General features: G+C 72.6%; 19 protein-coding genes and 1 pseudogene. 11 read left to right on the forward strand and 9 right to left on the reverse strand.

Going from position 1 to position 19,706, the window contains the following annotated elements; all coding sequences use genetic code 11:
- Window positions 1-117 precede the first annotated feature (117 nt).
- Window positions 118-1,251: an aminoglycoside phosphotransferase family protein gene (locus AC5L3C_RS34330; RefSeq protein WP_493652994.1), complete on the reverse strand. Its 1,134-nt coding sequence runs from the start codon at window positions 1,249-1,251 to the stop codon at window positions 118-120.
- 234 nt (window positions 1,252-1,485) lie between these two features.
- On the opposite strand from AC5L3C_RS34330, the gene AC5L3C_RS34335 reads away from it, so the two are divergent.
- Window positions 1,486-2,976, forward strand: coding sequence for a DNA-binding protein NsdB (locus tag AC5L3C_RS34335; protein WP_493652995.1), 1,491 nt, complete (start codon window positions 1,486-1,488; stop codon window positions 2,974-2,976).
- 30 nt (window positions 2,977-3,006) lie between these two features.
- On the opposite strand, the gene AC5L3C_RS34340 is transcribed toward AC5L3C_RS34335, so the two are convergent.
- Both AC5L3C_RS34340 and AC5L3C_RS34345 read right to left on the reverse strand, forming a co-directional pair.
- The gene (locus AC5L3C_RS34340) at window positions 3,007-4,416 is read right to left on the reverse strand and encodes a PP2C family protein-serine/threonine phosphatase (protein WP_493652996.1); all 1,410 of its coding nucleotides are present in this window, start codon (window positions 4,414-4,416) and stop codon (window positions 3,007-3,009) included.
- Window positions 4,417-4,711: 295 nt separating this feature from the next.
- Complete coding sequence (locus AC5L3C_RS34345) at window positions 4,712-5,806, reverse strand: baeRF3 domain-containing protein (protein ID WP_493652997.1); 1,095 nt, start codon at window positions 5,804-5,806, stop codon at window positions 4,712-4,714.
- A gap of 110 nt (window positions 5,807-5,916) precedes the next feature.
- On the opposite strand from AC5L3C_RS34345, the gene AC5L3C_RS34350 reads away from it, so the two are divergent.
- Window positions 5,917-6,321: a hypothetical protein gene (locus tag AC5L3C_RS34350; protein ID WP_493652998.1), complete on the forward strand. Its 405-nt coding sequence runs from the start codon at window positions 5,917-5,919 to the stop codon at window positions 6,319-6,321.
- A gap of 4 nt (window positions 6,322-6,325) precedes the next feature.
- Here AC5L3C_RS34350 and AC5L3C_RS34355 read toward each other — a convergent pair whose 3' ends face one another.
- Window positions 6,326-7,933 (reverse strand): alpha/beta fold hydrolase, encoded by a 1,608-nt coding sequence (locus AC5L3C_RS34355; RefSeq protein ID WP_493652999.1) that lies wholly within the window; start codon window positions 7,931-7,933, stop codon window positions 6,326-6,328.
- A gap of 255 nt (window positions 7,934-8,188) precedes the next feature.
- Here AC5L3C_RS34355 and AC5L3C_RS34360 point away from each other — a divergent pair, with 255 nt between their 5' ends.
- A complete protein-coding gene (locus AC5L3C_RS34360) occupies window positions 8,189-8,821 on the forward strand; it encodes a chaplin (protein WP_493653000.1) in 633 nt (210 codons plus the stop codon).
- 63 nt (window positions 8,822-8,884) lie between these two features.
- Here AC5L3C_RS34360 and AC5L3C_RS34365 read toward each other — a convergent pair whose 3' ends face one another.
- Window positions 8,885-9,370, reverse strand: a complete 486-nt coding sequence (locus AC5L3C_RS34365) for a nucleoside deaminase (RefSeq protein ID WP_493653001.1) — start codon at window positions 9,368-9,370, stop codon at window positions 8,885-8,887.
- A gap of 82 nt (window positions 9,371-9,452) precedes the next feature.
- On the opposite strand from AC5L3C_RS34365, the gene AC5L3C_RS34370 reads away from it, so the two are divergent.
- A complete protein-coding gene (locus AC5L3C_RS34370) occupies window positions 9,453-10,241 on the forward strand; it encodes a GNAT family N-acetyltransferase (protein ID WP_493653002.1) in 789 nt (262 codons plus the stop codon).
- Window positions 10,242-10,373: 132 nt separating this feature from the next.
- Window positions 10,374-11,333 (forward strand): NAD-dependent epimerase/dehydratase family protein, encoded by a 960-nt coding sequence (locus AC5L3C_RS34375; RefSeq protein WP_493653003.1) that lies wholly within the window; start codon window positions 10,374-10,376, stop codon window positions 11,331-11,333.
- A gap of 19 nt (window positions 11,334-11,352) precedes the next feature.
- On the opposite strand, the gene AC5L3C_RS34380 is transcribed toward AC5L3C_RS34375, so the two are convergent.
- The gene (locus AC5L3C_RS34380) at window positions 11,353-11,616 is read right to left on the reverse strand and encodes a GlsB/YeaQ/YmgE family stress response membrane protein (protein ID WP_493653004.1); all 264 of its coding nucleotides are present in this window, start codon (window positions 11,614-11,616) and stop codon (window positions 11,353-11,355) included.
- 130 nt (window positions 11,617-11,746) lie between these two features.
- Window positions 11,747-12,187, reverse strand: a complete 441-nt coding sequence (locus AC5L3C_RS34385) for an SPW repeat protein (RefSeq protein ID WP_493653005.1) — start codon at window positions 12,185-12,187, stop codon at window positions 11,747-11,749.
- 308 nt (window positions 12,188-12,495) lie between these two features.
- Between AC5L3C_RS34385 and AC5L3C_RS34390 the strand changes: the two genes are divergently transcribed.
- The 4 genes and pseudogenes from AC5L3C_RS34390 (at window position 12,496) to AC5L3C_RS34405 (ending at window position 16,438) form a co-directional block, all read left to right on the forward strand.
- Entirely contained in the window at window positions 12,496-13,395 is a 900-nt protein-coding gene (locus AC5L3C_RS34390; RefSeq protein ID WP_493653006.1) for a glycoside hydrolase family 19 protein, read from the forward strand.
- An 89-nt stretch (window positions 13,396-13,484) separates the two neighbouring features.
- The gene (locus AC5L3C_RS34395) at window positions 13,485-14,855 is read left to right on the forward strand and encodes a phosphoinositide-specific phospholipase C-related protein (RefSeq protein ID WP_493653007.1); all 1,371 of its coding nucleotides are present in this window, start codon (window positions 13,485-13,487) and stop codon (window positions 14,853-14,855) included.
- A gap of 120 nt (window positions 14,856-14,975) precedes the next feature.
- Window positions 14,976-15,312: pseudogene (locus AC5L3C_RS34400) on the forward strand (VOC family protein).
- Between the two features lie 46 nt (window positions 15,313-15,358).
- The gene (locus tag AC5L3C_RS34405; RefSeq protein WP_493653008.1) at window positions 15,359-16,438 is read left to right on the forward strand and encodes an adenosine deaminase; all 1,080 of its coding nucleotides are present in this window, start codon (window positions 15,359-15,361) and stop codon (window positions 16,436-16,438) included.
- On the opposite strand, the gene AC5L3C_RS34410 is transcribed toward AC5L3C_RS34405, so the two are convergent.
- Complete coding sequence (locus tag AC5L3C_RS34410; RefSeq protein WP_493653009.1) at window positions 16,420-16,935, reverse strand: mycothiol transferase; 516 nt, start codon at window positions 16,933-16,935, stop codon at window positions 16,420-16,422. The two genes, AC5L3C_RS34405 and AC5L3C_RS34410, sit on opposite strands and share 19 nt — an antisense overlap.
- A 27-nt stretch (window positions 16,936-16,962) precedes the next feature.
- On the reverse strand, window positions 16,963-17,847 hold the full coding sequence (locus AC5L3C_RS34415; RefSeq protein WP_493653010.1) for a LysR family transcriptional regulator: 885 nt from the start codon (window positions 17,845-17,847) through the stop codon (window positions 16,963-16,965).
- A 128-nt stretch (window positions 17,848-17,975) separates the two neighbouring features.
- Between AC5L3C_RS34415 and mgrA the strand changes: the two genes are divergently transcribed.
- Together mgrA and AC5L3C_RS34425 are read left to right on the forward strand one after the other, a co-directional pair.
- Window positions 17,976-18,968, forward strand: a complete 993-nt coding sequence (mgrA, locus tag AC5L3C_RS34420; RefSeq protein WP_493653011.1) for an L-glyceraldehyde 3-phosphate reductase — start codon at window positions 17,976-17,978, stop codon at window positions 18,966-18,968.
- A 325-nt stretch (window positions 18,969-19,293) separates the two neighbouring features.
- The gene (locus AC5L3C_RS34425; RefSeq protein WP_493653012.1) at window positions 19,294-19,704 is read left to right on the forward strand and encodes a hypothetical protein; all 411 of its coding nucleotides are present in this window, start codon (window positions 19,294-19,296) and stop codon (window positions 19,702-19,704) included.
- Window positions 19,705-19,706 lie beyond the last annotated feature (2 nt).

The raw sequence follows: 19,706 nt of genomic DNA on the forward strand, positions 1-19,706 counted from the left end.
CCAGGAAGGCCGCAATTCCCTCGTCAATCGGGGTGCGGGGGTGGTCGTGGCGGCGATGAGGCCCCGCTCGCGCGAAGCAGAGAGTGGGGGGCTACCCACTCTCGCCCGCACCGATCCTCAGCGCGTACCCACCGCCGCGCGGACCGCCCGGCGGGCGAGCTGACAGTCGTCGTGCAGCCGCCGCAGCAGCAGCCGCTGCTCCTCGCCGGACGGCACCGCCCCCGGATGCCCCGTCGGCACCGGCACCGCCTCGTGCATCGAGCGCTGCACCGCCGTCTCGCACGTGCGGATCTCCCGCGTCAGCACCAGCATCAGGTTCACCAGGAACGCGTCCCGCGACGCGGGACCCGACGACTGGGCGATCTGGCTGATCTGACGCCGGGCCACCGGCGCGTCCCCGAGCACCGACCACAGCGTCGCCAGGTCGTAGCCCGGCAGGTACCAGCCCGCGTGCTCCCAGTCCACCAGCACCGGACCGGTCGGAGAGATCAGGATGTTCGACAGCAGCGCGTCACCGTGGCAGAACTGGCCCATGCCCTGCCGCCCGGTCGCCAGCGCGATCCCGTGCAGCAGCTTCTGCAGATCGCCCAGGTCACGGTCGGTGAGCAGGCCCAGCTCGTGGTACCGGGAGATACGGGCCGCGTAGTCCAGGGGCGCGTCGAACGTCCCGGCCGGCGGCCGCCAGGAGTTCAGCCGGCAGATCGCGCCGAGTGCCGCCCTGATGTCCGCCCGCGGAGGTGCCTCGGCCGGGTGCCGTTGCAGCGCCGCGACCCGGCCCGGCAGCCGCTCGATCACCAGCGTGCAGTTGTCCGGATCCGCCGCGATCAGCCGGGGCGCCCGTACGGGTGGGCGGTGCCGGACGAACGAGCGGTAGGCCGCTATTTCGTGCCGGATCCGCTCGCTCCAGGCGGGGGAGTGGTCCAGTAAGCACTTGGCGACCGCGGTGTTGCGGCCGGTGGTGCCGACCAGGAGGACGGACCGGCCGGTGCGGCGCAGCACCTGGACCGGGGTGAACTCCGGGCAGATGCGGTGCACGGAGGCGATCGCCGTGCGCAGCTGGGCACCCTGCGGACCGGACAGGTCGAGCCTCCCGCTCAGCGGCTGGGTGCCCGGTCCCGCGGTGCGCCGTGCGCCGCCCGCGCCGAGCACCGGCGCCGCCGGCCGCGCGGGGGAGAGGTAGGGGCCGCTGTCCGACGGACGCGGACGCAGCGGCCGGGGCGGGGCGGACACGGAGGACGATGCTGCGTACATGGGTGATACAGATCCCTTCGTGTGCCTGCGACGTCAAGGCACCACCCGGCCCGGCCGCCCGGCGCACCCTGGGGGAATGTCCCTGCGGCGACGGGGTCGTGGTGGCGCGTTCCTACTCGACACCCGATGGCCCCTGGCACACCATCTGGCGCACCCTGGCGAACCCTGGCGAATAGTCGCCCGGCAACCCGCACCGGGCTACTGTCAACTCAGCCGAGAACCTGGGGGCTTGACGTGAGCGGACAACCCAACACCCGGCTCGCGGACCTGTTCGGCCTGGCCGGCTGGTCCAAGGGCGAACTCGCGAGGCTGGTCAACCGGCAGGCGGCGGCCATGGGCCACCCCCAGCTGGCGACCGACACCTCCCGGGTGCGGCGGTGGATCGACATGGGAGAGATCCCGCGCGATCCCGTGCCGCGGGTGCTGGCGGCTCTGTTCACCGAGCGTCTCGGCCGTGTCGTGACCATCGAGGATCTCGGTCTGGTCCGGCACGGGCGTACGGGGAAACGGCCACGCCCCGGGAGTGCGGAACATCCCGACGGAGTGCCGTGGGCGCCCGAGCGGACAGCCGAGGTCCTCACCGAATTCACGGGAATGGACCTCATGCTCAACCGACGCGGCTTGGTGGGCGCGGGTGCCGCGCTCACCGCGGGCTCCGCACTCAGCAGCGCCATGCACGACTGGCTCCACACCGATCCGGCCCTGACCGCCGACGCTCCCCGACTCGACCAGCCCCTGCGCGCCGACCCCGCCGGGTTCGACCGGTATGAGGCCGCCCCCATCGGGTCGCAGGAGATCGAGGAACTGGAACGCTCCGTGGAGGTGTTCCGCGCCTGGGACGCCGCCCGGGGCGGCGGCCTCCAGCGCAAGGCGGTGGTCGGTCAGCTCAACGAGGTGGGCGGCATGCTCGCCTACCACCACCCACCCCATCTCCAGCGGCGCCTGTGGGGCGTCGCCGCCAACCTCGCCGTCCTCGCCGGCTGGATGTCGCACGACGTCGGGATGGAACCCACGGCCCAGAAGTACTTCGTCATCGCCGCCCACGCGGCCAGGGAGGGCGGTGACCGGCCGCGCGCCGGCGAGGCGCTGTCCCGGGCCGCCCGCCAGATGGTGCACCTCGGGCGCCCCGACGAGGCGATGGACCTGATGAAGCTCGCCCAGTCCGGCTCCGGCGAGGAGGTGCTGCCGCGCACCCGCGCCATGTTCCACACCATCGAGGCGTGGGCGCAGGCGTCCATGGGCAAGGGGCAGGCGATGCGCCGCACCCTGGGCCGGGCCGAGGACCTGTTCGTCTCCGACAAGGGCGACGTGCCCCCGCCGAACTGGATGCAACTGTTCAACGAGGCGGACCTGTACGGCATGCAGGCCCTGGCGTACCGGACGCTCGCGGAGTTCGAGCCGGACGCGGCCACGCACGCCCAGCACTACGCGGACAAGGCGCTGGCGCTGCGGGTCGACGCACAGCAGCGGTCGAAGATCTTCGACTTCCTGTCCATGGCGTCGGCGTGCTTCATCGCGGACGATCCCGAGCAGGCGGACCGGTTCGCCCGCCTCGCCCTGGTGTCCATGGGGCAGAACTCCTCGCGCCGCACCTGGGACCGGCTGCGCGAGATGTACCGGCTCACCGCCCAGTACGCGTCGTACCCGAGGATCCAGGAGCTCAGGGAGGAGATCGAACTGGCGCTGCCCCGGCCCCGGGGCAAGGGCGCCGGCGCCCAGGTGTGAGAGCCGCCCGCTTCCGCGGGGGCCGTCAGGTCAGGAGGCCACCCGGGCCACCAGCACGCAGGCGTGTTCCTCGCGCTCACCTTCGCCGAACTCCCGTACGACCGCTTGGACGCAGTCCTGCGCGGTGCGGGCTCCGGCGAGACCGGGGGCCAGGTCGAGAAGCCGGTGGACCGCGGTCGCTCCGGCGTGCCCGGGCACCAGCCCGTCGGTGTGCAGCAGCACCAGGTCGCCGGATTCGAGGGTCTCCTCGGCCTGTTCGTAGGAGGAACCCGAGGCGGCGCCGAGCAGTACGCCCCGCGGTGCGTCCAGCGCGCGCCCCGTCCCGCCGCGGAACAGCAGCGGGGCGGGGTGTCCGGCCTGCGCCCACAGCAGGGAGCGGGTCGTGGGCCGGTAGCGCAGACAGACGGCGCTGCCCAGGACCGGCTGGACGGTCTCGTCCAGTAAGCGGTTCAGACAGGCGAGCAGCGGGCCGGGATCGGTGCCGGTCATGGCCATGCCGCGCACGGCGCCGAGGAGCATCGCCATGCCGGACGCCGCCTGGACCCCGCGGCCGGTGAGGTCGCCGGCGCTCAGCAGCGTGCTGCCGTCGGACAGTTCCAGGGCGTCGTACCAGTCGCCGCCGACGGGGGTGTGCACCGACGGCGGCAGGTGCGCGGCGGCGACGTCCAGGCCGCGGGGCCCCTGGTGCGGGAGCCGCAGGGCGCCGTGCCACGGTGGCAGCACGGCTTCCTGCAACTCGACCGCGAGCCGGTGCTCGGTCCGCGCGACGGCGTGCCGCTGGCGGTGCAGCGAGTCACGGGTCTCGCTCACCGCCCGCCGGCAGCGGCGCAGTTCGCTGACGTCGCGCAGCACCGCCCACATCGAGACGGTGCTGCCGTCGGCACCGAGAACCGGTTCGCCCATCATGTGCACGGTGCGTACGCCGTCGTCCGGTCCCAGCACCCGGAACTCCCCGTCGATGGGCCGGGCGTCGACCAGACAGCCCGTGACCATCGCGGTCAGTCCGGGCCGGTCCTCGTCGAGCACCAGCGACGGCAGTTCGTCGAGGGTGAGCGGGGGAGCGGCCGGATCTCGGCCCAGGATGCGGTAGAGCTCGGCGGACCAGCTCACCTCGTCCGTCAGCAGGTTCCACTCCGCGCTGCCGACCCGGCTGAGCAGCGGGGCGCGCTCCGCCGTGTGCGGGCCGGACCCGGCGGACGCGGACGGCGGGTCCTCCCGCAGCTCCGCCAGATGGCGGTCGAGGTCGTCGAGGTGGTGCAGCGCCAGGTCGTACAGCGCGCGCCGCCAGCGCTCCCGCGGGTCCGCCGCGTCGTCCGGCGTGTCGCGGCGTACGGCGTCCACGTCGCCCTTGAGCCGCCGGGTCTGCGAGATGAGCGCGTCGACCGGGCCGCGTCCTGGCGGCTGGGCGGCTGGACGGTCCGCGGAGAGGTGGGACGGCATGACGCACTCCGATGCGGGGACGGTACGGCCTTCAGGCGGACGGAGGGACCGCTACGACTGTCGCACAGCCCGCGACGGCCTGTAAGGGATTCGGCCACACACGATAAGGCGGTGCCTACGGCATATGCCACCGTCTTCACGGGGTTACCGGGAGATATACGTCAGAGGCGCGACCGGTGCATCAACTCCCATGATACGCAAGTGATATGACGTCCCGTCGGCGGACGGGACGTCACTCACTCAGATGTTCGACGCTCAGGTGTTTGTTCGCGGGTCATGTGCCCGGGGGCCGCCCTCAGTAGCGCAGCACCGCCGCCATCCCGTCCGCGTCCGCGAGCGTGCCGTCCGGGACGAAGCGGACCTCGGCGCCGGTCTCCAGGCACTGCTCGACGATCTCGTCCACGATGTCCTCGCGGGCGTCCAGGTCCTCGTCCTCGGCGATGATCAGATGGTCGCCGGCGTCCCGCACCGTGACCTGGTAGTTCTCCTCGACGGCCAGCAGCCGGACCCGCCCCTCCCGGGCGCTCTGCCACAGCTCGTCGACGCCGGCCGCGAACTCCTTGCGCCCGCGGGCGGACTGCAGGGACCGGGCCACATCCTGGGTCTCCTTGCGCGCCTCCTCCTCGAGCACCGGCCGCACCGCCTGCCACACCTGCTCGTGCGTGCCGTGTGCCAGCCCGCCGTGCTGGATGTGCACGGCGTCCTTCGTCACCGTGCCGGACTCGCACAGCAGGGAGAGCGCGGCGGGCTCACCGGTGACGTACAGCGGGCGCGGGTGCCGGCGCAGCAGCGCGGCCATCGCCGTGTCGGCCTCGCGCAGGAACCGCCGGGTGTCCTCGTCGCGGAAGTTGCTCGGCTGGTCGCCGACCCGCTCCAGCCGCTCCGGGTCGAAGTTTTGCTCCTCACGGACCATCGGGAAGCCACCGGCACGCTCCTCGGTGACCCGGTCCACCCCGCCGCTCCACAGGGTGACCCGGTCGGCGGACACGGACAGCACCCAGAACGGCCGCTCCGCGGTGTGGGCGGAGACGAGATTGCGGGTCAGGAACGTGTCGGAGAGGACCACACGCTCGGGCACGCTGCGGGCCAGGGACCACACCTGGTGCTCGCCCGGGGCCGCGAAGATGGCCAGACCGTCCTCGGTGTGCGTCAGGTCGACCTCCTCCAGGGCCTGGTCGAGCTGCCGGGACACGTCGACGCGCCGGTCCCGGGTGACCGCGGGATCGGACTCCAGTCGCTTCTTGGCCTCGGCCACCATGTTGCGCAGCCGGACCCCGTCCTCGTTGTTGAAGGGCTGGCCCCGGTGCGTCGGCGTCAGCACGGACACCGCGGGATAGGGGCGCGGGCGACGCAGCTCGGCAAGGGCCGCGGGACTCAGATCGTGCTCCATGACAGCACCATAGGGCGGATTCCGCGGTACGGCATTTGGGGCAAAGCGCCCGGCCCGCGAGTGGGGCCCGGCCGGTCGCGGGTGCACGCTGGTGGGGGAGGTGACCGCTGATGGCGCACCTGGACGTGGAAGGGCCGGCGCGGGAGCGGACCCTCGTCGTCCGCCTGTCGTGGTGGGAGGCGCTCCTGGCCCGCCGGCGCGCGGTGCGCGTGCCCCTGTCCGAGGTGCGGGCGGCGGACGTGGAACCCGACTGGTGGCGCGCGCTGCGCGGCACTCCCGTCACCGGACGCTGCCGGCCCGGCCGGTTCTGCGTGGGGGAGCGGGAGCACCCGGCCGGACGGGACTTCGTGGCCGTGCGCGCGGGGCTGCCGACCGTGCTCGTGGACCTGTGGCACCCGGTGCCGTACGTCCGCCTGGCCGTCTCCGTGCCGGACGCGGAGGAGACGGCTCGGGCGCTGCGCCGGGCGCTCGGCCGGGACGGGGACGAGGAGTACGGGTTCGTGGCGTCCGGGTAGCCGGTCAGAGGCGGTCGTCGTCCTCGGCGCCGCAGGAACTGCCGCTCGGGGGCAGCGAACCGTACAGCAGGAAGTCGTCGACCTTGCGGTGGACGCACTCGGACGAGCCGTAGCCGGTGTGGCCCTCGTCCCGGTTGTCGAGCACCACGGCCGCGGAGCCGAGCCGTTCGGCGGTCTGCACCGTCCAGCGGTACGGCGTGGCCGGGTCGCCCCGGGTGCCGACCAGCAGGATCTCCGGCGTGTCCAGGTCCTTGACCTGCTCCCGGATGTAGTCGGTGCCCTTGGGCCGCCCGTAGCAGAGCATCAGCTGGGCCAGCCGGTAGGGGCCGAAGACGGGCGAGGCCTCCTCGTACGCGGACCGCAGCCGGGACAGGTCCCGGGTCAGCCGCTCGGCGTCCGGGCGGTCGGGGTCGTCCGCGCAGTTCACCGCCATCAGCGCGGCCGGCAGATTGTCCACCGGGACGTCCTCGGGGTCGACGACGGGGTCGTCGGCCCGCGCCGGCGCGGGCGCCGCCCCGCCGGTCGCCAGCGCCTCCACGCCGCTGGTGTCCCCGTCCTCCATCAGCTGGGCGAGCGCGCGTTGCAGCAGCGGCCACATCTCCTTGGCGTAGAGGCCCTGGGCGATGGCGCCGGCCAGGTCCTGACCGGTGAACTGGTAACCGAAGTCGGTCGGCACCGGATTCTCGTCGAGCGAGTGGACCAGCTCCACCACCTGCGCACGGGCGTCCCGCGCGTCCTGCCCGAACGGACAGGCGAGTTCCCCCGTGCACCAGGTGAGGAAGTTCTCCAGCGCCGTCTGCTGCCCCCGCGCGCTCGCCAGCCCCTGCTCGGCCAGCGGCTCCGTCAGGGTGTCCACACCGTCCAGCGCCATGCGCCCCACCTTCCCGGGGAAGCGCGCCGCGTACACCGCGCCCAGCCGGGTGCCGTAGGAGAATCCCAGGTAGTTGAGCTTCTCGTCGCCGAGCGCCTGGCGCAGGACGTCGAGGTCGCGGGCGACGTCCACGGTGCCGATGTGCTCCAGGACGGGGCCCGAGTGCTCGGTGCACTCGGCGGCCACCTTGCGCAACTGCCGCAGCACCTGGCGCGGATCGGCCATCTCCTCCCCGTCGGTCGCCTCCAGCGCCCGGCTGGTGGCGTCGGTGCCGCAGCTGACCGGTGAGGAGAGGCCGACGCCGCGCGGGTCGAAGGAGACCACGTCGTAATCGTCCGTCAGGCCCAGGAAGTCCTTGCGCCCGTGGGCGAGGCCCAGGATCCCCGAACCGCCCGGGCCGCCGAAGTTGAGCACCACCGAGCCCCGGGGACCGTCGGTGGCCCGGTAGCGGGCCAGGGCCAGCTCCAGGGTGCCGGCCCCGGGGTCCGCGTAGTCGAGGGGGACGGTGACCGTCCCGCACTGCAGGTCCTTCGGCAGGTCCACGGCCTCGCAGGCTCCCCAGGTGATCTCCTGGTCGTAGAACCGGCCGAGGTCCGGCCCGGTGCGGCCGATGGCCGTGAGCCCGGTGCCCAGCAGGGCCAGGCCCACCGTCCCGGCGGCCGCGCAGCGCCGGACCGAGGGGCGCGTCGCGCAGCTCCTCGTCCCGGCTCGCCCGGACCACTTGGACAGCTTGGCCAGCATCGATGCCTCCAAGGACGCCCCGACCGGCGCCCTCGCCCACGATAAGCGGGCCCCGCGGCAGCCGCCCGTCGGCCGCGAGTTCGACGGCCTTTGCCCGCGGTTCGAGTGACGGGACCCCCGATGGGGTGAACCGGCTGCGGCATCCGGATGAGCCATAACCCGGATGCCGCAGCCGCGTTCTCCCCGGTGCGGGCGAACGCTCGCGACCACGTCTGGAAGGGCAGGGAACCGATGAGACGGGTTACCCGAAACGGTGTGATCGCCGTCGCCGCCGCCTCGGGCGCGATGGCCATGGCGATGCCGGCGCACGCCGACGCCGGGGCGGAGGGCGTCGCGGCCGGTTCACCCGGAGCGGTGTCCGGCAACACCGTCCAGCTCCCGGTGCACCTCCCGGTGAACGCGTGCGGGAACACGGTGAACGCGGCGGGCTTCCTCAACCCCGCCGCGGGCAACACCTGTGTCAACGAGGACACGCGCGAGGAGAACGCCGGCGTGAACACCGACACCGCGGACACCGGCACCGCGGCGGGGGCGGACGCCGTGAGCGGGACGCAGGACTCCCCGGGCGTGCTGTCCGGCAACGGCGTGCAACTGCCCGTGGACCTCCCGGTCAACATCAGCGGGAACAGCGTGACCGTGGCCGGCGCCGGCAACGCGTCGACGGACAACACCTCCACGAACACCTCCGGCGAGCGCCCCGACCGCCCGGCGGAACCGGAGCCCGAGCCGTCCACGCCGCCGCGCACGCTCCCCGACCCGGCGCCGGACCACGCCGCCCTCGCCGACACGGGCGCCGACCGGACGCTGCCGGTCCTCGCGACCGGCGCCGCGCTCTTCCTCGGCGGAGTGGCCCTGTACCGCCGGGCCCGGCCGCGGACGGACGGCTGACCGCCCCGAAAAAACGATTGGCCTACGGGTCCCCCCGCCCGTACCACCCGGCGGCCCCGTGGGTCAGCCGCGCCCGCGGTGGAAGCGCCGGTGCAGCTCCCGGACCTCCTCGGCCAGTTGGGGGACGGGTCCGGCCACGGCCACGCCTGGCGCGATCTCCCGGACGGGCAGCGTCCGCACGGGCGGGGCGGGCACCCCCAGCTCCGACAGCCACGCCGTCAGCTGCACGGAGGAGGCGACGTACACGATGCGTCCGAGGCCCACCCAGGCGTGGGCGGCGGCGCACATCGGGCAGTGCTCCCCCGAGGTGTACACGGTGGCCGCGGCCCGGTCGGCGGGGGACATGTGCGCCGCCGACCAGCGCGCCAGCTCGAACTCCGGATGCCGGGTACGGTCCCCGGACGCCACCCGGTTGCGGTCCTCGGCGAGCACCGTGCCCGCGGCGTCCGCCAGGACGGAGCCGAACGGCTCGTCACCGGCCTCCAGCGCCTCGGCCGCCAGCTCGACGCAGCGCCGCAGGTGGGGCAGTTCGTCATCCTTCACGCCCATGCTCCGGCCTCCTCACGACGACGTGATCAACCGTCACCCTAATCCTGTTGCCCTCCGCGTCGGCCCCTGGTCGACTCGTGGCATGGACCGAGCTGCCGTACTCGCCCTGTTCGACCGTGAGATGAGTGAGAGCGGGCGCCCCGACGGGCCCGGTGCCCGCGTCGAACGCGTGGGCCGGGTGGTGCGTCAGACGGCCCCCGCGCACGGCTGGAACGGCGTCGTCTGGTCCGCTTTGGGCGAGGCGGACGCGGACGCGGCGATCGCGGAGCAGATCGCGCACTTCACCGGACTCGGCCGTGCGTTCGAATGGAAATTGTACGGCCACGACCGCCCGGCGGACCTCGGGCCGCGGCTCGTGGCCGCCGGGTTCACGCCCGAGCCGGACGAGACGCTGATGATCGGCGAGGTGGCCGGCCTCGACCTCGAGGCCGAGCCGCCCGAGGGTGTCCGCGTCGTCCCCGTCACCGACCGGGCCGGCGTCGACCTGGTCGCCGAGGTGCACGCGAAGGCGTTCGGAACCGACGCCTCCTGGCTCCGCCGTCAGTTGCTCGACCGGCTGACCACCGCCCCGGACACGGTCGTCGCGGTTGTCGCACTGGACGGCGGGGAGCCGGTGAGCGCCGCCCGCATGGAGCTGGTGCCGGGGGTCCGGTTCGCCGGACTGTGGGGCGGCGGCACCGTGCGGGACTGGCGCGGACGCGGTATCTACCGGGCCCTGGTGGCCCACCGGGCCCGGATCGCCGCCGCTCGCGGTCACCGCTACCTCCAGGTCGACGCCTCCGCGCGGAGCCGTCCCATCCTCGAGCGTCTCGGCTTCGTCCCTCTCACCACGACCACGCCGTACGTGTACGCGCCCGCGCCCGCGCCCTGAGGATCTGTCCCGCAGTGCTGCGAGGTCGGGCGGAGGACCGCCGGTTGCTAGTGACCATCCCGTGAGTTAGAGTCTCTAACAATAGTGATGGATAATAAGCATCCGATCGTTTGCACTGTCCAGGAGGCCGTCATGGCGCCCACTTCATCCGACCCCCGTCCGCTGCACGTCGTGCTCGGATCCGGTCCCGCCGGGACCGACGTGGCCCGCGAGCTCGTCCGCCGCGGGCACGCCGTCCGCCTCGTCAACCGCAAGGGGGACGGGCCCGGGATCGAGGGGGTTCAGCGGTTCGCCGCCGATGTCGGCACCTCCGAGGGCGCGCGGGCGGCCGTCGAGGGCGGGGCCGTCGTGTACCACTGCGTCAACGTCGCCTATCACCTGCAGGTCGAGGTGATGCCCGGGATCCAGCAGACCGTGCTCGGGGCCGTCGAGGCGTCCGGCGCCCGCCTCGTCGTCCTGGACAACATCTACCCGTACGGCGAGACCGGCGGAGAGGTGATGACCGAGGCCTCGCCGTGGCGGACGACCACCCGCAAGGGCCGGATGCGGGCCGCCCTGGACGAGCGCTATCTCGCCGCGCACCAGGAGGGCCGGGCCCGGGTGGTCCTCGGCCGTTCCGCCGACTTCGTCGGCCCGGGCGTGCTCAACTCCACCCTCGGCGGAGCGGTGTTCCCCGGCGCGGTCACCGGCGGCGAGGTGCTGGGCCTCGGCAACATCGACCTGCCGCACAGCTACACCGACATCCGGGACGTGGCCGGCGGTCTGGTCACGCTCGGCGAGCACCCCGAGGCCGACGGGCGGGCCTGGCACCTGCCGACCGCGCCCGCCGTCAGCACCCGCGAGATCCACACCATGATCGAGAAGCGGGTCGGCCGTCCGCTGAACGTCGTGGTCCTCGAGGAGTCGCGCGCCTTCGGGGCGTTCGACGAGGTGTTCATGGCGGAGTACGCCGAGATGTTCTACCAGAACCTCGAGCCGTCGGTCTTCGACTCCTCGGCGTTCGAGCGGACCTTCGGCACGGCGGCGACACCGCTGGAGGACACCGTGGACGCGACGGTGACCTGGTACGAGCAGTGGCTGGCCACGCTCTGACCCGGGTCGGCGCCGGCCGTCAGCGGCCGGCCTTCGTCCGGTCCAGCGCGGCCACCCCAAGCGCGGCGAGGCCGATCTGGATCAGCCACTCCGCCCAGTCGACGCCCCGGGTTTCGGCCACCCCGAAGGCCGCGGCGAGCGCCGAGCCGATCAGTGCGGCGACGATGCCGACGAGGATCGTCCACAGGACCCCGATGCGCTGACGGCCAGGGACCACGAGCCGGCCCAGAATGCCGATGACCGTGCCGATGAGGATGGCACTGATGATGCCGTCGATCTCCATCTCGCCCCTTTTCCTCGTGTCCCCGCTGCTGTTCGTCTGCCCCGTCGGCGGACGCCCAGTCCCCCCGGACAGGAAAGGGCCGGCCCGCGGTCGACGCGGGCCGGCGCGCTCGGCTCCCTTCGCGGTTCGTCTACGACTTGGTCCCGCTCCTGGCCGCCGTGGCGAGGCAGACGGTGCCGAGTGCGAGGGTGAGGGCTCCGATGACGATGTTGTTCCAGATCACACCGGCGTCAGGGCCGTCGCCGACGATCCATGGAGAGATGATCATCCATGCGCCCAGGGCGCACATGGCTCCGCTGAGGCCGTACATGCGGGCCGGGGCCGCGGTGAATCCCAGGGCGAGCAGGCCGATCGCGATGCCCACGATCAGGTTGTGGGGCACGAGGGCCGGCTGGCTCGCCGTGAAGTGGAGAATCCACGGGGACACCGCACAGTAGAGGCCGAGCAGGAACACCGGGCCGTCCACGAGGGCCACATCCCGACCGCCGAGCACACGGTCGTACCGTGCCCGCATTTCCTGTGCGTCCGGATGGCTCGAGAGATCACCGCGCTGGTGCGAGACGTTGGCCATGAGTCGCCTCCTTCGGCTAGCGAAGCTGACCTGGTCTGTTGCGGTACGCGGTAAGTACCGCGTAAGTCTCATTCTGCACTTATTTCTCCTTTATGTGTAGGCCTCCGGGTGGAATCGGGCCGGCCGTTCTGTCGCGAAGATTGGTCTAAACCCTTGACTGGTACAGACCAAGTTGCTTGAGTGTGCTCCACACCCCCCGCCACGGCCGCCCCCACTGCCGTGACCGGCCTCGCCGGCGCGTGCGGGCGAGGCCCGCTCGGACATGCCCTCGCATGGGAGCGGCCGTGTTTCGCAAAGGAGTTGATCCCTTGTCGAGACGCCGCTTCGCTGCCGTGACCGCCGCCCTGGTCCTCGCCGGCAGTGCCCCCGTGTTCCTCCCCGCCGCCACCGCCTTCGCCGCCCCCTCCGCCGCCTGCTCCAGCTACCCCGGCTGGGTGGCCGGGCGGTGGTACAACGCCGGTGACATCGTGCGTTACACCGACGGCCGGGCGTACATCGCCGAGCACGCCAACCCGGGCTACGACCCGATCATCAGCACCTGGTACTGGGAGCCCTACGCCTGCGACAACGGCCCCGGAACTCCCGTCGGGAACTTCGTCGTGAGCGAGGCGCAGTTCAACACGATGTTCCCAAGCCGGAACGCGTTCTACAGCTACAGCGCGCTGACCTCCGCCCTGAGTTCCTTCCCGGGCTTCGCCACCACCGGAAGCGACGCGGTCAGGAAGCAGGAGGCCGCCGCCTTCCTCGCCAACGTCCACCACGAGACCGGCGGCGGGGTGCACATCGTGGAGCAGAACACCGCCAACTATCCGACCTACTGCGACTACGGGCAGCCGTTCGGGTGTCCGGCCGGGCAGGCCGCCTACTACGGACGCGGCCCGATCCAGCTGAGCTGGAACTACAACTACAAGGCGGCGGGCGACGCGCTCGGCGTCGACCTGCTGCGCAACCCCTGGCTGGTGCAGAACGACTCGGTCATCGCCTGGAAGACGGCCCTGTGGTACTGGACCACCCAGCGGGGTCCCGGGTCGATGACCGCGCACAGCGCCATGGTCAACCAGGCCGGGTTCGGCCACACGATCCGCGCGATCAACGGCTGGGTGGAGTGCGACGGGAAGAACCCGGCGCAGGTGCAGAGCAGAGTGACCAAGTATCAGCAGTTCACCCAGCTCCTCGGAACGTCCCCCGGCGGCAATCTGTACTGCTGACGTCTCTCATGGTGTCATGCCCATGACTACCTGTACGGCCGGGCGCGCACCCGCGCGCCCGGCCGTGCCCGGACGAAAGGGCATCCGCCATGCGCACCCCCCACGCCCTGCTCGGCACATCCGTCGCCGCCGCCGCGCTGGCCGCGACGGTTCTGGCGCCGGCACCGGCCGTGTCCGCCGACGCCGTCCCGTCGCCCGGCGCGTACTACGTGCAGAGCGCCGTGACCGGGCTCAACGCCGCCGACAGCGGGGGAGTGATCGAACAGCACAGACCCCGCGGCAACGAGGACCGCCAGCAGTGGCGGCTGGGCGCCGACGGCACCCTGGAGAGCGCCGACGCCCCCGGCACCTGCCTCGGACGCGCGGGCGACCGCGCCCGGGCCGTCCCCTGCGACGGCCCGGACGCGCGCTGGGAGATCGCCTCCGCGGGCGCCGACCGGTTCACGCTCACCGTCCCCGGCACCGACCGGCGCCTCACCCTCGCCCCCAAGCCCTCCGGCGCCACCCACCCGGCACCGCTCGACGTCGGCCCCGGCGCCGGCGACCTCGCCGCCTGGTACCTCACCCCGGTCGACCCGGTCACCCGGCCCATGCCGCCCGAGAGCCTGCGCACCCTGGACCAGGTCACCTTCCTCACCGCCCACAACGCCTACGCCAACGGCGTCGACGGCGGCTTCGCCCCGCCCTTCGTCGACCTCTTCCCCAACCAGACCCGCGGCATCCAGCAGCAGCTCGCCGACGGCGTCCGGGGGTTCATGCTGGACATCCACCAGACGCCGGACGGCGCGATCCTCTGCCACAACAGCTGCACCCTCGTCCGCAGGCCCGTCGCCCTGTGGGTCGACGTCCAGCGGATCGTCGACTTCCTGCGCGCCCGCCCCGACCAGGTCGTCACCGTCTTCCTCGAGGACTACGTCGACCCGGGCGTCCTGCGCTCCGAACTCGCCCGCGTCCAGGGGCTGTCGGACGTGCTGTACCGGCCGGACCGCGCCGGTGTGCGCGAGAACGGCTGGCCCACGCTGGCCGAGCTGACCGCCTCGGGCAAGCGGCTGCTGATCTTCTCCGACCACGGCCGCGCCGCCGACGAGGCCGCCGGGCTGACCCGGGACACCTTCGGCGTGATGTACCAGAGCGAGTGGACCGTCGAGAACTACTGGTCCATGGGCTCCGGCCTGGGCACCTCCGACTGGTCCTGCTACAGCCGCTGGTACGACGCGGGCACCAATGTCCCGCTGACCCGCACCGAACCGGGCTTCCGGCCCCTGTTCGTCATGAACCACTTCCGTGACACGGCGATCGCCTCCACGGCCGGCACGGACAACTCCAAACTCGGCGACCGCGCCCGCCGGTTCTGCCAGCCGGCCGCCCGCAAGAAGCCGAACTACCTCGCCGTGGACCACTACGACCTCGGCAACCCCGCGGCCGCCGTCGCGGACCTCAACACCTACACCTATCCGTAGCCGTCCGGCCGGCTCTCCTGTCCGGCCCCCTCCCCGTGACGACCGTCCGGGGAGGGGATTGGCGTTCAGGGCAGTGTTACGTATAACCTCTCCGGTCAACCGTACGCGCGAGAGGTCACGATGCGACACATCCCCCTGGTCACCCTCGTCGTCGACGACTACGACGAGGCGATCCGGTTCTACACCGGGGCCCTCGGCTTCCGGCTCGCCGAGGACGCGCCCCGGCCGGACGGGGGCGGCCCGGGCCGAGGGGGGCGCCCAGCGCGCCAGGGTCGGGGACCAGACCGGCGGGCGTGTGGGCTTCTTCCTGCACACCGACGACTTCGCCCGCGACCACGCCCGCATGACCGCCGCCGGCGTGACCTTCCTGGAGGAGCCGCGGCAGGAGCCCTATGGCTCGGTCGCCGTCTTCCAGGACCTGTACGGCAATCGCTGGGACCTGCTCCAGCCCGCCTGACCTCTCCCGCCGCCCCCGAGTACCGCCCGTCCCAGGAAGGCCCGCCATGAACGCTACGCGTGTAGATGCCGAACTGATCCGCCGCCTCCCCAAGGCCGTCCTGCACGACCACCTCGACGGCGGCCTGCGCCCCGCCACCGTGGTGGAGCTCGCGGCGTCGGCCGGCCACGCCCTGCCCACCACCGACCCCGACGAGCTCGCCGCCTGGTACGTCGAGGCCGCCAACTCCGGGGACCTGGTCCGCTACATAGCCACCTTCGAGCACACCCTCGCCGTGCTGCAGACCCGCGAGGGGCTGCTGCGCGCCGCCGAGGAGTACGTGCTCGACCTCGCCGCCGACGGCGTCGTCTACGGCGAGGTGCGCTACGCCCCCGAGCTGAACACCCGGGGCGGGCTGACGATGCGTGAGGTCGTGGAGACCGTCCAGGAGGGACTCGCCGCCGGCATGGCCAGGGCGGCCGCCGCCGGGACCCCGGTGAGGGTCGGCACTCTGCTCTGCGGCATGCGCATGTTCGACCGCGTCCGGGAGGCCGCCGACCTGGCCGTCGCCTTCCGGGACGCCGGAGTCGTCGGTTTCGACATCGCCGGAGCCGAGGACGGCTTCCCGCCCGCGGACCACCTCGCCGCCTTCGAGCACCTGCGGCGCGAGAGCGTGCCGTTCACCATCCACGCCGGCGAGGCCCACGGACTGCCCAGCATCCACCAGGCCCTCCAGGTGTGCGGGGCCCAGCGGATCGGGCACGGCGTGCGCATCACCGACGACATCCCCGATCTCGCGACGGGCAAGCTGGGGCGGCTGGCCGGCTGGGTCCGCGACCGCCGGATCGCGCTGGAGATGTGCCCCACGTCCAACCTCCAGACCGGCGCCGCGGCCTCCATCGCCGACCACCCGATCACCGCGCTGAAGAACCTCGGCTTCCGCGTCACCCTCAACACCGACAACCGTCTCGTCTCGGGCACCACCATGACCCGGGAGATGTCCCTGCTGGCCGAGCAGGCCGGCTGGACGGTCGAGGATCTGCGCACCGTCACGGTGAACGCGGTGAAGAGCGCCTTCCTGCCCTTCGATGAGCGGACCGCCCTCCTGCGGGGCGTGGTGCTGCCCGGCTACGACGCGGTGCTCTGAACCAGACCGCGTACGTAGGCCGCCTGTCCGACGTGCTGGAGATCGTCGGACAGGACGCTGACCAGCCGCACCCCCAGCGTCACCGGAGGATCCCAGCCCTCGTCGACGACCCGCTCCAGATCCTTGGCCGTCAGCGTGCGCAGGGCCCCGAGGGTCTGCTCGTGCACCGCGTCGTGGTAGCCGGTCAGCAGGTCACCGGAGTCGACCCGCACCGTGTCGACCTTCGCCGAGGTGTGGCCGTACCCGGTGTCGTGGCGGGGCAGACCCAGCCCGAAGCGCTTCTCCCAGCCGTCGGAGAGCCACACCTGGTCGAGGCCGAAGGCGTCCGCGACATGGTCGTCCTGGACCCGGGTGAGGTGCCAGACCAGCCACGCGACCGAGTTCGCCCCCGGGCCGGGCCGGGCGGCGAGCTCGTCGGGACCGAGGCCCTCGACGGCGGCGTGGACTTCTTCCCGGATGCGGCCGAAGCCGTCGATGAGGATGTCCTTGGCATGCATGGGTCCAGCCTCGCGCATCCGCGCGCCTCACGCGCCCCCGTCGTCCAACAGGGCCATCAGCGCCCGCGCCGCCGGACTGGTCGCCCGCGGGGACGGCACCAGGGCGACCGTCTCGTACGCCGCCTCGCCCGTGCCCTTCAGCCCCAGCGCGGTGAGCGCCGGGCGCTTGTGCCGGAAGTGCCGCGGGACCACGGCGATGCCCAGGTTCTCGTCGACCAGGTCGAGCAGGCTGTGCACGTCGTTCACCTCCAGCGCCACCGTGCGCCGCACCCCCGCCGCGGCGAAGGCGGCGTCGGTGGCGCGGCGCGGGCCCCAGTCGGGGTGGAAGTCCACGAAGACCTCGTCGGACAGGTCGTGCGGCGTGAGCGGCACCCCGTCCCGGGCCAGCCGGTGGTCCGGATGGCACAGCACGGTCATCGGCTCACCCGTGAGCGGCACACAGCGCAGATGCTCGGGGTCGGTCTCGGTCCGGTAGGCGAACGCGAGGTCGAGGCGGCCGGCCGCGACCTCCTCGGCCAGCGCGGCCGAACCCCACTGGCGCAGCCGGATCTCCACATCCGGGTGGAGCCGCCGGAACGCGGCGAGCAGTTCCGCCACGTTCACCCCCGCGATGCACTGCTCCGTGCCCAGCGCCAGCGTGCCGCGCAGCACCCCCTGCACCGCGGCCACCGCCTCGTGCGCCGCCCGCACCTGTGCCAGGATCCGCTCGGCCTCCGCCAGCAGCGCCCGCCCGGCCTCCGTGAGCGTCACCCTGCGCGTCGTCCGCACGAACAGCGGCGTCTGCAGTTCGCGCTCCAGCGCGCGGATCGAGGCGGACAGGCCCGACTGGGAGACCATCAGCCGTTCCGCCGCGCGGGTGAAGTGCTGGTCCTCGGCGACGGCGACGAAGTGCTGGAGGTGGCGCAGTTCCATGATTGAGAAGCGTATCCGCTGAATCCCATCGCATTCTTCTGTTGGACCACTGCCCGCAGGTCACGACAGAGTGGAGCGACGGTTCGACGGAACCGTCAAGACGTGTGGCCAACCCCTCTGGAGTCGCGTTGTACACCGCACACCCCGACCGTTACGCGGACATGCCCTACCGGCGCACCGGACGCAGCGGCCTGAAGCTCCCCGCGCTCTCGCTCGGCCTGTGGCACAACTTCGGACCCGACCGCCCCGTGGAGACCCAGCGCGCCATCCTGCGCCGCGCCTTCGACCTGGGCATCACCCACTTCGACCTCGCCAACAACTACGGCCCGCCGCCCGGCGCGGCCGAGACCGCCTTCGGAGCGGCGCTCCGGGCGGACTTCGCGCGGTACCGCGACGAGCTCGTGATCTCCACCAAGGCCGGCTATCTGATGTGGCCGGGCCCGTACGGCGAATGGGGCTCGCGCAAGTACCTGCTGTCCTCGCTGGACCAGAGCCTGAACCGGATGGGCCTGGACCACGTCGACATCTTCTACTCGCACCGCTTCGACCCGGAGACTCCCCTGGAGGAGACGATGGGCGCGCTGCACACGGCCGTCCAGCAGGGCAAGGCGCTGTACGTCGGTGTCTCCAACTACTCCGCCGAGCAGACCCGCGAGGCCGCCCGGATCCTCGGCGAGCTGGGCACGCCGCTGCTGATCAACCAGCCCCGCTACTCGATGCTCGACCGCCGCCCGGAGGACCAGGGCCTGATGGACGCCCTGGACGAGCTCCAGGTCGGCTCCATCGCCTACTCCCCGCTGGAGCAGGGCCTGCTCACCGGCCGCTACCTCGACGGCATCCCCGAGGACTCCCGCGCGGCGAGCGACAGCCCCTTCCTGAACACCGACGCCGTCACCGGGGAACTGGTGGGCCGGCTGCGCACGCTCAACGAGATCGCCGCCTCCCGGGGCCAGACCCTGGCACAGATGGCGCTGTCCTGGGTGCTGCGCGGCGGCCGTCTCACCTCCGCCCTGGTCGGCGCCAGCAGCCCGCGGCAGCTCGAGGACAGCGTGGCCGCCACCCGCAACCTCGACTTCGGCGCCGACGAGCTGAAGCGGATCGACGCGGCGGTGCAGCGGTAGGCGGTACTCCGCCGGTCATCCCCGGCTCCCGGCGCCGAGCGCGATGCCCTCCGCTCCGCGACGGGAGCCGAGTCGTTTGCCCGACTCCCGAGATCAATGCGCCCCGTCGGCCGCCTTCCGTGCCGTTTCGGCCAGGCACCCCCGTGAATATGCCAGGAGACTGGCCGGAAACACATGGTGACAGTGTTTCAGCGGTGAACATACTCGACAACGAGAGCGCTTCACACCGCGCGACGGCGCCCTCACGCACAGCATGCGAGCCCACCGGGGCAGGCAGCCGGCCTGCCCGGACCGGCGCGGCGCGCAACGCAGCGGGGGAGGGAACGTGCACGACGAATTCCTGTGCCATGTCACGGCGTACGGGGTCTGTGACGGCCGGCGTATCGGCGTACCCCTGGGCACGTACCGGGCGCCCACCCTCGCGCTCGCCCTGTGGTGGCTGCGCGACCGCGCCTCCTGGATCGCCGAGCGGCTCGACCCGCGGCCCGACGCCGAGCACTTACCGCCGGGCGCGCTCGTCCCCGTCCCCGACGGCGTGCCCGACGTACCCGCCGAGCTGCGCGCCTGGTGCGCCGACCTCGACCGGCAGGAGGAGGTCGCCGAGGCACTCGCCGCCGGAAGGATGGTGCGCGTCGCCACCTCCGACGACACCACCGAGTACGAACTGCTGGCCGAGTCCGTGGACGCCCTGCGGATGCAGCGCGCCGCCCGCGCCCTCGGCGTCCCGGTCGCCTGACC

Source organism: Streptomyces speibonae, assembly GCF_984686075.1.